Source organism: Streptomyces sp. NPDC005141 (genome assembly GCF_053599975.1).
In genome coordinates, this window is record NZ_JBSFYW010000057.1 from 18,521 (window position 1) to 31,438 (window position 12,918).

At 73.4% G+C, this 12,918-nt stretch carries 10 protein-coding genes; 7 read left to right on the plus strand and 3 right to left on the minus strand.

The genetic code is table 11. The features are described from left to right. Positions 1 to 12 precede the first annotated feature (12 nt). From ACWD68_RS32785 to ACWD68_RS32805, 5 genes are all read left to right on the plus strand, one after another. Entirely contained in the window at positions 13 to 1,038 is a 1,026-nt protein-coding gene (locus ACWD68_RS32785) for a hypothetical protein (protein ID WP_451810086.1), read from the plus strand. Then, positions 1,035 to 2,768 (plus strand): aldehyde dehydrogenase family protein, encoded by a 1,734-nt coding sequence (locus tag ACWD68_RS32790; RefSeq protein WP_451810087.1) that lies wholly within the window; start codon positions 1,035 to 1,037, stop codon positions 2,766 to 2,768. The genes ACWD68_RS32785 and ACWD68_RS32790 overlap by 4 nt, the downstream gene beginning before the upstream one ends. Before the next feature lie 6 nt (positions 2,769 to 2,774). Beyond that, positions 2,775 to 4,037 (plus strand): threonine aldolase family protein, encoded by a 1,263-nt coding sequence (locus ACWD68_RS32795; RefSeq protein WP_451810088.1) that lies wholly within the window; start codon positions 2,775 to 2,777, stop codon positions 4,035 to 4,037. After that, positions 4,034 to 4,492, plus strand: coding sequence for a pyridoxamine 5'-phosphate oxidase family protein (locus ACWD68_RS32800; RefSeq protein ID WP_451810089.1), 459 nt, complete (start codon positions 4,034 to 4,036; stop codon positions 4,490 to 4,492). The genes ACWD68_RS32795 and ACWD68_RS32800 overlap by 4 nt, the downstream gene beginning before the upstream one ends. A gap of 249 nt (positions 4,493 to 4,741) precedes the next feature. Then, positions 4,742 to 5,722 carry an SGNH/GDSL hydrolase family protein gene (locus ACWD68_RS32805; protein ID WP_451810090.1) on the plus strand — a complete coding sequence of 327 codons (981 nt, stop codon included), beginning with the start codon at positions 4,742 to 4,744 and terminating at the stop codon, positions 5,720 to 5,722. Between the two features lie 29 nt (positions 5,723 to 5,751). Here the strand turns inward: ACWD68_RS32805 and ACWD68_RS32810 are convergent, their stop codons facing one another. From ACWD68_RS32810 to ACWD68_RS32820, 3 genes are all read right to left on the minus strand, one after another. Beyond that, entirely contained in the window at positions 5,752 to 6,447 is a 696-nt protein-coding gene (locus tag ACWD68_RS32810) for a response regulator (protein WP_451810091.1), read from the minus strand. A 317-nt stretch (positions 6,448 to 6,764) separates the two neighbouring features. Beyond that, positions 6,765 to 8,144: a sensor histidine kinase gene (locus ACWD68_RS32815; RefSeq protein ID WP_451810092.1), complete on the minus strand. Its 1,380-nt coding sequence runs from the start codon at positions 8,142 to 8,144 to the stop codon at positions 6,765 to 6,767. 167 nt (positions 8,145 to 8,311) lie between these two features. Further along, positions 8,312 to 9,598: an RNA-guided endonuclease InsQ/TnpB family protein gene (locus ACWD68_RS32820; protein WP_451810093.1), complete on the minus strand. Its 1,287-nt coding sequence runs from the start codon at positions 9,596 to 9,598 to the stop codon at positions 8,312 to 8,314. 158 nt (positions 9,599 to 9,756) lie between these two features. Here ACWD68_RS32820 and ACWD68_RS32825 point away from each other — a divergent pair, with 158 nt between their 5' ends. Both ACWD68_RS32825 and ACWD68_RS32830 read left to right on the plus strand, forming a co-directional pair. Further along, positions 9,757 to 10,449, plus strand: coding sequence for an ABC transporter ATP-binding protein (locus tag ACWD68_RS32825; protein WP_451810094.1), 693 nt, complete (start codon positions 9,757 to 9,759; stop codon positions 10,447 to 10,449). Further along, the gene (locus ACWD68_RS32830) at positions 10,446 to 12,866 is read left to right on the plus strand and encodes an ABC transporter permease (RefSeq protein WP_451810095.1); all 2,421 of its coding nucleotides are present in this window, start codon (positions 10,446 to 10,448) and stop codon (positions 12,864 to 12,866) included. The genes ACWD68_RS32825 and ACWD68_RS32830 overlap by 4 nt, the downstream gene beginning before the upstream one ends. The last annotated feature ends 52 nt before the right edge of the window (positions 12,867 to 12,918 follow it).

The following is a 12,918-nucleotide window of genomic DNA, read 5'->3' on the forward strand; positions in this document are numbered from 1 at the left end:
CCCGTCCCCCCGGTGACCGACGAGACCCGCGCCCAGAACTGGTGCACCTTCGTGCTGTGGCAGCCCGCCCAACTGCCCGAGGGCTGCCACACCCGCACCGGCACCCTGCGCCGCGAGGCACCCCCCGGACGCGTCGACGCCGCCGGCCGCAGCCCCTGGAGCGACGCCAACCCCTCCGGCTACCGCACCGAGATCCTCGGCGGCGGACGCCGGCTGCGCCTCAAGCAGTTCCTCTACGACTGGGCCTTCCCCGCCGCCGACCACCCCTGCCTGTGGGGCAGCCAGACCCGCCCCCACGAGATCGGCGGGGACCGGGTGCTCTGGCTCGGCACCGACTACCTGGGCCACCGGGCCGGCAGCGCCCGGATGGCCCGTACCACCGTCGAACTCTCCGTACTGGACGGCGAGTTCACCGACGACGAGATCATCGCGCTGTTCGCCGCGCTGCGCCCCGCCGTGCCCGAGGCACTGCCCCGGATCCTGGCCACCCCGTTCTCCGAACTCAGCTACTGGGCCCGCCACCCGGCCGACATGGTGGCGGTGCCCACCGGCGTCTTCGCCTTCCAGCGGCGCGGCCGGGCGCACGAGGGCCGGTGGATCGCCTCGGCCGAGCTCACCGCCTTCCTCGGCAAACAGGGAATCCCCCTCGCCGCCGGCCCCTTCCACGCCGACAGCGCCGCCGTCTTCGGCGACGGCGCAGCCGTCCGCGAACTGGACGTCGTCTACGCCTCGCCGGCCGGCGGCGAACTGCGCCTGACCGCCCAGCGCACCGGCGGCGGACGCCTTCGGTTCCCGCCGCGGCGCGACAAGCACCCCGCCACCGACGAGATCCGCGACCTCGGCGGACGCCCGGTCCACCTCGGCTACCTCAGCGCCGAGTTCGGGGCCTGCGACGCCTGGTGGCAGCATCCCGACGGCTACGACCTCAGGCTCCTGTCCAGCGCGGGCACAGACCTGGGACGCGAGGCGTTCCTCGCCCTGCTCACCCGGATCGACGCCGAACTGCGCCTGGCCGGCAACGCGGAGGTGCTGGGATGACCACGACGAACCATGCCGCCGCCGGTTCAGCCACCACCGGCCCCGCCGACGCCGGTTCAGCGTCTGTCGGCCCCAACGCCGTTGCAGCCAGGGCCGGTTCAGCCGACGCCGCCGACGCCGGTTCAGCGCCTGTCGGCCCCAACGCCGTTGCAGCCAAGTCCGGTTCAGCCGACGCCGGTTCCGTCGTCACCGCTCCTGCCGTCACCGCTCCTGCCGTCACCGCTTCTGCCGTCACCGCTTCTGCCGTCACCGCTCCTGCTGTCACCGCTTCTGCTGTCACCGCTTCTGCTGTCACCGCTCCTGCCGTCACCGGCCCGCCGGACACCGGCCGTCCGGCGGGACGGCCCGTCCTGGACCCCGCCACCGGCCGCGTCCTGACCCGGGTGCCCGACACCGACGGGCCCGGCGTCGCCGACGCCGTGGCCCGCGCGGACACCGCGTTCCGCACGGTCTGGGCCGACACCTCCGCGGCCCGCCGCTCCGCGCTGCTGCGCGAACTCGCCGGCCTGCTGCGCGAGGACCGCGACCACCTCGCGGCGCTGGAACGCGGCAACGCGGGCAAGCCCACGGCCCGCGCCGCCGCCGAGGTGGACTTCGCCGCCGACGTCGTCGACTGGTTCGCCACGGCGGCCCGGTACCCGGTGGGGGAGACCCACCCGGCCGGCCCCGGCATGCGCACCTACACCGACCGGGTGCCGGTGGGGGTGTGCGCGGCGATCTGCCCGAACAACTACCCGCTCCTGCTGGCCGTCTGGAAGATCGCCGCGGCCCTCGCGTACGGCAACACGGTGGTCGTCAAACCGGCACCCGAGACCCCGCTCTCGATCCGCCGCCTCGTCGAAAGCGCCGACGGCCTGCTTCCCCCCGGCGTGCTCGGCGCTGTCTACGGCGGCGCCGACACGGGCCGGCTGCTCTGCGGGCAGCCGGACGTCGGCATGGTCTCCTTCACCGGCTCGACGGCGGCGGGCCGCGAGGTCGCCCGGCGCTGCGCGGACGGCCTCAAGCCCGTCTCCCTGGAACTGGGCGGCAAGAGCCCCGTCGTGGTCTTCCGTGACGCCGACCTGGACGCGGCCGCACGGGCGGTCGTCGCCGGCTTCACCGGCAACACCGGCCAGATGTGCGTGGCCGGGACCCGCCTGATCGTCGACCGGGCCGTGCACGAGGAGTTCGTCACCCGCGTCGCCGAACTGGCCGGCGCCCTGCGGACCGGCCCGCCCGAGGACCCCCGCACCGATCTCGGCCCGCTGATCAGCCGGGCCGCCGCCGACCGCGCGGCCGAGGCGGTCCACGAAGCGGCGGAACGGGGCGCCCGGGTGATCCTCCCGCCCGGCCGCCGCGAGGTCCGAAACGATCTCGACGGCGGGTTCTACGTCCACCCGGTCATCGTGGACGGCGCCCCCTTCGACACCCGCGCCTGGCGCGAGGAGCTCTTCGCCCCGGTGCTGTCCGTCGCGGCGTTCGACACCGACGCCCGGGCCCTGGACCTCGCCCACGACACCGCCTACGGCCTGTCGGCCTCCGTCTGGACCTCCGACGCCGACCGGGCCGAGCACTTCGGCCGGGCCCTGCGCGCCGGCATGGTGTGGGTCAACACCTGGGGCGACACCGAGGAGACGGTCAGCGTCTCGGGCATGGGCCAGTCCGGCTACGGCCGCGAACTGGGCATCCACGCGGTGGAGGGCTACACCCGGCCCCGCGCCGTCTGGGTGGCCCACCGGCCGGGACGGTAGCCCACGATGCCCCGGCCCACCGCCTCCCCGCAGCCCACCGCCTCCCCGCAGCCCACCGCCTCGCAGCCCGCCGCCCCGCAGCCCGCCGCCCCGCAGCCCACCGTCCCGCAGTCCACCTCCCCGCAGCCCTCCGCCCCGCAGTCCGCTTCTCCGCAGCCCGCTTCCTGCCCGCGGCTGGACTTCCGCAGCGACACCCGCACCGTGCCGGACGCACGGATGCGCGCGGCGATGGCCCGGGCCCAGGTCGGCGACGACGTGTACGGCGACGACCCCACCGTCGCCCTCCTCGAACAGAAGGCGGCCCAGCTGCTCGGCACCGAGGCCGCCCTGCTCACCCCCACCGGCACGATGGCGAACCTGCTCGCCCCGCTCGCCGCGTTCGGCCCCGGATCCCCGCCGCCGCGCCTGATCGCCGGCGCCGGCACCCACATGGCGTTCCTCGAATCGGCCGGACTGCGCCGCTTCGGCCGCATCGAACTGGTGCCGGTGGCCCAGCACTTCGACGGCCTGCCCGACCTCGACGCCCTGGCCGCGCTGCTGTCCGCCCCGGCAGGCCGGCCGACCGTGGTCTGTCTGGAGAACACGAGCATGATGCACGCCGGCAACGCCCTGGACGCCGCGGCGACGCGCTCGGTGGCCGCGCTGGCCCACCGCCACGGCGCGCACGTCCACCTCGACGGCGCCCGCCTCGCGAACGCGGCCGTGGCCCTCGACGTCCCACCCGCCCAGCTCGCCGGACCCGCGGACAGCATCGCCTTCTCGGTCACCAAAGGGCTCGGCGCGCCGGCCGGCGCCCTGCTGTGCGGGACGTCCGCGTACACCGCGTACGCCCGCGAGCTGAGGGGATGGCTGGGCGGCTCCCTGCACCAGGCGGGAGTTGTCGCCGCGCCCGCGCTGATCGCGCTCGACCGCCTGCCCGACCTGGCCGCCGACCACCGAAGGGCCGCCGCGCTCGCCGACGGCCTCGCCGCGCTGCCCGGCGTGACGGTGATGCGCCCGCCCCGGCCGACCAACATGGTCATGGCACGCCTCGCCGGGCTGAGCGCGCAGGAGTGCGCCGCACGCCTGGCCGGCCACAACGTGCGCGTCCTGCCGCTGCCCAACCATCACGTGCGCTTCGTGACGCACCGCGCACACGACATGATCGGTGTGCGCGAAGCCGTCGGCGCCCTGGCGGCCGTGGCAGCCACGACCGCCCGCACCCGGCCGACAACCGACGAAGAACTCCCCGGAGGGGAGCTCTCCTTGACACCGCTGGAGGAAACATGACGGACGTGCCACCGCGTGGACTGCAGGAGCGACTGCGCGACACCCGCGCCAGGCTGGAGAACGACGTCGACCTGTGGGTCGCGACAGCGGGCGCCTCCGGCGGCGTCCACCTCGTCCCGCTCTCCTACCTCTGGGACGGGACCGCGTTCCTCGTCTCGACACCACGGACCTCGGTCACCGGCCGCAACCTGCTGGCCGACGCCCAGGTGCGCCTGGGCCTCGGCCCGACACGCGACGTCGTGATCGTCGACGGCGTCGCGGAGCCGGTGGACATCGCCGACCTCGGCGACAAGACGGCCGACGCGTTCGCGGCCAAGACCGGCTTCGACCCGCGCCAGGAGACCGACGCGCCCTACCAGTACTTCCGGATCCGGCCGCGCCGCACCCAGGCCTGGCGGGAGGCGAACGAGCTGGCGGGACGCACCCTCATGCGCGACGGCGCCTGGCTCGACTGACCCCCCGCCACCCCCGGCGCGACTCCGCCGCGTTCGGCGACCGGCGGACGCCCGAGGCCGGCACGGATCCGTGTGCTCGCCGCGGTGCGGCGGGCGGCCGGCGCTGCGGAAGGGACTCCTGACAGGCGGCGGCCGGGCGGCCGGGCCGCGCCCCTGCGGTCGCCTCTCGGCTCGAACGCACCTTCCCCCTCATGTCCCCCTGTGCTTGTCTGGGGGCCGCATTTCCGTGCCGGGGACGGGAGTTGCCGCATGCGCAGACCGTGGACGGCCGTGGCGGCGATGTGCCTCCTCGTGCTCGGCGGGTGCGGTGATCCGTCCTCCGTGCCCGATGCCGCACCGCCCGGACACCCGGTGCCCGAGATGTCCTCCACCACACACCGGCGCCCCGGCGGACCGGGCGACGGGTCCTCCCTCTCGTCACCGGGAGCAACCGCGTCCCCCTCAGGAACCGCGCCACCGACCGGAACGGGGCCCGCGACCGGCGACCGGGCGCCCGCGAGGCGTCCCACCGTCCTCTACCTCGGAGACTCCCTCGCGACGGAGAACCAGAAGGTGCTGGGCGGGCTCCTGCGCGGCGAACTGGGCGCGCGCTACACCAGCGCCCCGTACTCGGGCACGACGCTCTGCGACTACCTGGAGGGCACGCACGAGGACTCCCTCGTCCCGCCGAAGGACAAGGCGGCGGCGCTGGTGCGCTCCCTGCGGCCCGACTTCGTGGTGCTCCAGTTCTGGGGCAACGCGTGGGGCTACACGCCATGCATGGACGGCATCACGTACGACAGGGCGCACGACACCTACCTGGCCCGCTACGCCGCCGACGCGGGCAGGCTGGCGGACCAGATCGCGGGGGCCGGCGGGACGAAGGTCGTGTGGGTGCTCCAGGGCCCGGACCCGATCACCCCCGAACGGGTCCGGCGCGTCAACACGGTCTACGAGCGACAGGCACGGGCGTCCGGCGCGCTGCTCGCCGACGCCGGGAAAGCGGTGAGCCCCGCCTCGGACCGCTATGCCTGGACCCAGTACCTGCCCTGCACGGCGTACGAGCGCGAGCACACCCCCTACTGCACCCGGCCCGGCAGCGGCCGTACCGCGCTCCACCGCGACGACGACCCCCTCCACTTTTGCCTGGCCCCCACCACGTCGAAGCCCAGGCCCTGCCCGGTCCGTTCCCCCGGGATCCTGCGCATCGCGCGCGCCATCACCCGCGCGGTCGCCTCGGCACCGCTCTGACCTCGCGACCAAGCTCCCGGCCGCGCCCGTCAGTCGGTGCCGGGCGGTCCCTGCGGGGAGATCAGGCCGCTCTCGTAGGCGAGGACGACGGCCTGCACGCGGTCCCTCAGGTCGAGTTTCGACAGGATGCGGCCGACGTGCGTCTTGACCGTGGTCGGGCTGAGGAAGAGGCGGTCCGCGAGTTCGGCGTTGCTGAGGCCGGTCGCCAGCAGGCGCAGCACCTCCAGTTCGCGCGGGGTCAGCCCGGACAGGTCACGGTGGAGGCCGGTGCGCGGGGACTCCTGGCGGTGCGCGAACCGCTCGATCAGCCTGCGGGTGATCGTGGGCGCGAGCAGCGCGTCGCCGGAGCGCACCAGGCGCACGGCGGCCACGAGGTGCTCGGGGGTGACGTCCTTGAGCAGGAAGCCGCTCGCTCCGGCGGTGAGCGCCGCGTACACGTAGTGGTCGAGGTCGTACGTGGTCAGGATGATGACCCGGGTGCCGTCGCAGCCGTCGGCTCCGCTGCCGAGAATGCGCCGGGTGGCCTCGATGCCGTCCATCCGCGGCATCCGGATGTCCATGAGGACGACGTCGGGCCGGGTGCGCCTGACGGCGTCGACCGCCTCGGCCCCGTCCGCCGCCTCGGCCGTCACCTCGATGCCGTCGGCGGCGAGGATCATCCCGAAACCCGTACGCACCAGGGCCTGGTCGTCCGCGATGACGGCGCGCAGAGCGGGCCCGTTCACCGGGTTCCTCCGAGGATGCCTCGGCCTTCGGGCCGGGGAGGAATCGGATTCCTGCGGAGCAGGGCAGGAAACGGGATTTCGCCTCCAGGGCGAAACACCGTCCCCCTGATTGGGCACGGTGCACGCCGTGCGGTGCGAGAACCAAGCGCGCACACCGTGCTGATCGAGAGCCAAGACAGCACCTGCACCTCCACGCTTTGCTGTGTCGAACCGGGCTGGTTTCAACCCGGCTGGTGTTGATCGCGGAAGACCTGCCGGGTCGCTGACCCGCAGGCAGTGTGAGCCAGGAATCCCCCTGCCTTTGGCTGGGGGAGGATTCAAACCGTCTCCCACGGGACCCGGGCCGTGACCCGGTATCCGCCGGTGAGGGTGGGCCCGGCGGTGAGCTCGCCGCCGTAGACCGCGAGCCGCTCGCGCAGCCCGATCAGTCCGCGGCCGTTGCCGTCCACCGCGGGCGAGTCCCGGACGGCTCCCGTGTCGGTCACCTCGATCTGAAGCCAGGAGCCGGTGAAGCCGATCGCCACCGCCGCACCGGCGCCCGCCGCGTGCTTGATCGTGTTGGTGAGCGCCTCCTGGACGACGCGGTACGCGGTGAGTTCCACCCCGGGCGGCAGCGGCCCGGGAGGCAGCGACACCGTCAGGCCCACCGGGGTCCCGGCGGCCCGCACCCTGTCGGCGAGGGCGTCGAGCTGTCCGAGGCCGGGCTGCGGTTCCAGGCCGTCGGCGGGGCTGTCGGCGCCCGCGTCCGGGCCCGCGAGCAGGCCCATCACATGACGGAGTTCGGCCATGGCGGCGCGGCCGCCGGCCTCCACCGCCAGCAGGGCTTGCTTGGACCGCTCGGGGGCCGCGTCCATCACCTTGCGCGCCGCGCCCGCCTGAATGACCATCACGCTCACATTGTGGGTGACGACGTCGTGCAGTTCGGCGGCTATCCGGGCGCGCTCCTCCTCGACGGCCCGGCGCATGGCCTTCTCCTGGGTCTGCTGGAGGTCCGTGAAGCGTTTGCGGCTGGCCTCCAGCCGCAGGCGCCCGAAGCGGACGAGGCTGGCCAGCACCCCGACGACCAGGAGCACGACGGCGGGGCTGGACCAGCCGGGGAGCACGGGGTCCGAGTCCCGGAACGCGACACCCGCCAGGACCGCGGCGACGATCAGCGCGGCCATCGCCCGTGTCCGGTAGCGGCTGTGCGCGACGGCCCCGTACGCGCCGATACTGCAGGTCAGCACGTTGATCCAGGAGACGCTGTCACCTATGGCCAGCGCGGCGGCGGCCACCACCCCGAACGCGAGCAGCGGATACCTGCGCCTGGCCACGAGCGGCAGCGCCGACAGCACGACCAGGACCCAGGGCGCGGAGGACCGCGGGTTGTACATGGCCTCCGGGCCGGGGGCCGCGGGCCGCTCCGGGTACGGGAGCGCGCCCCGGCTCTCGGACACGACTTTGGAGCTGATCCGTACAGGCCCGTCCCCGGGGTAGCGCGCCGCCACGACCAGCGCGACGACGGTCAGCACGAGTGCCAGCACCACGTCCACGCGCACCGCCCGCCGGGACAGCGGGGCGGGCTCACCCTCCGGCCGCAGCACGGCGCGGACGTGCGCCCACCACGTCCCCGGCCGCAGCACGTCGCCGGCCCGCTCCCGCCATGCGCCCGCCCACGGCGCGTCACGCGGCCGCCCGTACGGCGCCTCCGTCTCCATCCGCACATTGTGTGGCCCCGCGGCACGGGTCCGCGTCCGCCTGCGCGCCCGGGGCCCCTGCCCGCCAGGAGTACTCCTCGGGGATGACCCCGCCGCCGGGTCCTTCGCGGGGAGGGCCCGATGTCGGTGCCGCGGCCGACGCGCCGCGCCGGCGTCCGCCCGTACGTTCACCGGGCCTGCACAGGGCATCGGCCTCCCGACCACCACGCACGAAGGACGGACACACCCTTGACTTCCTCTCCCGCTTGACGGCGGGGGATTCCAGCGGTCGCCCGCTGGGTTTCCTGCTTCACCGACGACCGCCCCGTCCGAGAGGACTCCCGTTGAGGTCTTACACCATCTCCACAGGCAGACGCCGCCAGCCCGGCGGCCAGGATGTTGCGTGCCGCGTTCACGTCACGGTCATGGACGGTGCCGCAGTCGCACGTCCACGCGCGGAGGTTCAGCGGCAGCTTCTCACGGACTGTGCCGCAGGCACCGCACAGCTTCGAGCTGGGGAACCAGCGGTCGATCACCACGAGTTCGCGCCCGTACCAGGCGCACTTGTACTCCAGCATGGAGCGCAGTTCCGTCCACGACGCGTCCGAGACGGCGCGCGCGAGCTTGCCGTTCTTGAGCAGGTTGCGGACGCTGAGGTCCTCAATCACGACCGTTTGGTTCTCACGGACGAGACGAGTGCTGAGTTTGTGCAGGAAGTCGCGGCGGCGGTCGGTGATCTGAGCGTGGACCTTGGCAACCTTCCGGCGGGCCTTCTCTCGGTTGTTCGAGCCCTTGGCCTTGCGGGACAGTTCCCGCTGAGCCTTCGCGAGCCGGGTCCGCTCGCGGCGCTCGTGCCTGGGGTTGGTGACCTTCTCCCCGGTGGACAGGGTCACCAGCGACGTGATCCCGGCATCGATACCGACCGCCGCGTCCGTGGCCGGGGCAGGGGCGATGGTGCCCACGCACAACAGGGACACGAACCAACGCCCCGCGCTGTCGCGGGAGACGGTCACCGTGGTCGGCTCCGCCCTCTTTGGGAACGGGCGCGACCAGCGGATGTCCAGCGGCGCCGTCATCTTCGCCAACGTCAGGCGCCCGTCACACCACTTGAAGGCGGAGCGGGTGTACTCCGCGCTCGCACGGGACTTCTTCCGGCTCTTGTACCGCGGGTACTTGGCCCGCTTGGCGAAGAAGTTCCCGAACGCCGTCTGAAGGTGGCGCAGTGCCTGTTGCAGCGGGACGCAGGACACCTCGTTCAGGAAGGCGAGTTCCTCGGTCTTCTTCCACTCGGTCAGTGCGGCGGAGGACTGGACGTAGGAGACGCGGCGCTGCTCGCCACACCAGGCGCGGGTGCGTTCCTCCAGCGCCCGGTTGTAGACGAGGCGGACGCAGCCGAACGTACGCGACAGCTCCGCAGCCTGCTCGTCTGTCGGATAGAAGCGGTACTTGAACGCCCGCTTCACCTGCTGCGCCATGCCCCACATTCTGTCAGTTCCTGTGCGAGCTGCGGGCGTCGGCCGAAGGTCGGCAAACACCGAATCGCCCTGACGGCGATCCGGCTCTCCCTGCCCTGCTCCGCAGGAGTCCATTTCCTCCCCGGCCTCAAGGCCGGGGTATCCACGGAGGAATCCCGATGACTCAGGTGATCGAACTGGAGGGCGTGGCCAAGCGGTACGGCGGCGCCGACGCCGCGGCGCTGGGACCGGTCGACCTCCGTGTGGCCCAGGGCGAGGCCCTGGCCGTGACGGGTCCCTCCGGCAGCGGCAAATCCACGCTGCTCAACCTCGTCGCTGGTCTGGACCGGCCGAGCGAGGGCACCGTGACCGTGGCCGGGCAGCGCATCGACCGGCTGAGCGAGCACGCGCTGGCCCGGTTCCGCCGCGAACGGATCGGCATGGTCTTCCAGTTCTTCAATCTGCTCGACGACCTCACCGTCGCCGACAACATCCAGCTTCCCGCCCAGCTGACCGGGACCGCCCGCCGGGCCGCGGCGTCCCGTGCCGGGGAGCTGATGGAGGTGCTGGGAATCCAGAAGCACGCCCGCGCCTACCCGGGGCGGCTGTCCGGCGGCGAACGCCAACGGGTCGCGGTGGCACGGGCCCTGGTGAACAGGCCCGCCCTGCTGCTCGCCGACGAGCCGACCGGCGCGCTGGACACCGCGTCGGGGCAGGAGGTACGGGAGCTGCTCGTGGATCTGCACCGCGGCGGCCAGACCGTCGTCCTGGTCACGCACGACCTGGAGCTGGCCCGGGCGTGCGCGCACCGCACGATCCATCTGGTGGACGGCCGCGTCGCCGTCGACACGCACGCGGAGCCCGTCCGATGAGCCGGTTCGGCGGCGGCGCGCTGGGGCGGGTCGTGCGTTCCGGGGTCGGCAGACGACGCGTCCAGACGCTGGTGATCGTCGTGGCCACGATGATGGCGGTGGCCTCGGCCGTGGTCGCCGGGTCCCTCATGGTCGCCACGAACGCTCCCTTCGACCGTGCCTTCGCGCAGCAGCACGGCGCGCACCTGACCGCGGAGTTCGACCCGGACCGGGTGAGCGCGGCTCAGCTGGCGGGCACCCGCCGCCTGGACGGGGTCACGGCGGGCGCGGGGCCCTTCCCGGCCACGACGATCAGCCCGGTGGGCCGGGACGGCGGACACCTGCCCGCGCTGACGTTGGTGGGACGGTCCGCTCCCGGCGGCGACGTGGACGAACTGGAGCTGAAGTCGGGCCGGTGGGCTCGCACGTCCGGTGAGATCGTGCTGTCCGCCTCGTTCTCCGGCCAGTTCCTCAAGCTCGGTTCGACACTGATGAGTTCCGACGCTACGGACGCGCGGACGCTGACCGTCGTCGGCTTCGCGCTGTCGGCCGGCGCGAGCGCCGACGTCTGGGCGATTCCCGCTCAGGTCAGGTCGCTGGCGACCGGGGACAGCGGCCTCACGAGCCAGATGCTCTACCGCTTCGACTCCGCGGGGACGAAGTCGCAGATCGCGGACGACCGGAAGAAGCTCGCCGCCGCACTGCCCTCCGGGGCGCTGGCCGGTACCCAGTCCTGGCTGGACACCAAGCGTGCCGCCGATCAGGGCGCGGCGGCCACGATCCCGTTCCTGTTCGCGTTCGGCGTGCTCGGCATCGTGATGTCGGTGATCATCGTCGGCAGTGTGATCAGCGGCGCCGTCGGCACAGGTCTGCGCCGCATCGGCATCCTCAAGGCCATCGGATTCACCCCGGGCGAGGTCGTACGGGCCTATGTGGCCCAGGCGTTGATCCCGGCCGGGGCGGGTATCGCGCTGGGTGTCGTCCTGGGCAACCTGCTGGCCGTGCCGCTGCTCGCGGACACCGAGTCCGTGTACGGCACGGTGTCGCTCTCGGTGGCCTGGTGGGTGGATGTCGTGGTGCCGGCCTGTGCGCTGCTCGTGGTCGGGATCGCGGCGCTGGTGCCCGCGCTGCGGGCCGGGAGGCTGCGTACGGTCGAGGCGATCGCCGTCGGCAGGGCGCCGCGCTCCGCGCGCGGCCAGTGGGCGCACCGGGCGGCCGGACGGCTGCCGCTGCCCAGGCCGGTGACGTACGGCCTCGCGAGTCCCTTCGCGCACCCTGTGCGTGCCGTCGCGATGGTGCTCGCGGTGACCTTCGGGACGGTGGCCGCGACGTTCGCGGTGGGACTGACGCAGTCCCTCAACGCGGTGGCCGGCGCGCAGGATCCCGAGAGCCGCGCCGATGTCACCGCAATCAGTGGCGGACCCGGCTCGGATTCCGGGCAGCGGGTGGAGAAGAAGCCCGCGCAGCCCTCGGCCGGCACCGAGGGAACGTCCGCCGCCCCGGGGGCGGACCAGGAGCAGGCGTCGGCCGATCCGGAGGCGGTGCGTGCCGCGATCGCCGCTCAGCCCGGCACCGCCTCGTACTACGGCATGGCGCAGGGGGACGCCACGGTGTCCGGGATCTCCGGCACCGTCCGGGCCGGCCTCTACCAGGGTGATTCACGCCCCGGCGGCTACGAGATGATCGCCGGCCACTGGATCGAGGGGCGGGGCCAGGTCGTGGTGCCCACCCGCTTCCTGGAGAGGACGGGCACCAGGATCGGCGACTTTGTACGGGTGACCTTCAAGAAGGAGACCGTGCGCCTGCGGATCGTCGGCGAGGCCTTCGACACGTCGGACGACGGCATGCGGGTCCACGCGGATCTCGACAGCTTCGCCTCGGTGAAGCCCGGGGTCTTCCTCATCGAGGTGAAGCCGGGGGTCTCCCCGGCCGACTACGCCCGCGAACTCGGCGAGGTGATCGAGCCGCTGGGTGCAGACGCCATCGCCGACTTCGACCCGAAGGGGGAGAACCTGATCCTCGTGCTGGAGGCGATGGCCGGCCTTCTCACCCTGATGCTGGTTTCCGTGGCGGGCCTCGGAGTGCTCAACTCCGTGGTCCTGGACACCCGCGAACGCGTCCACGACCTGGGAGTGTGCAAGGCGCTCGGCATGTCCCCGCGCCAGACGGTGGGGCTCGTGCTCGCGTCGGTGGCCGGGATCGGCGTGGTCGGCGCTCTGATCGGCGTCCCGGCCGGGTTCGCACTGCACGGCTACGTGCTGCCGGTCATGGGAGAGGCCGCGGGCACCCGCCTGCCGCCGTCGGTCCTCGACGTGTACGACACCTCGCAGTTGGCGCTGCTGGGCCTGGCCGGGGTGCTCGTCGCCCTGCTGGGCGCGACGGCCCCGGCGGGCTGGGCGGCCAAGGTCCGTACGGCCACGGCATTGCGCACGGAGTGACCGACGGCGCTCGGCGCCGTGCGGTGCCCGCCGGGACGCGGCGGGCACCACG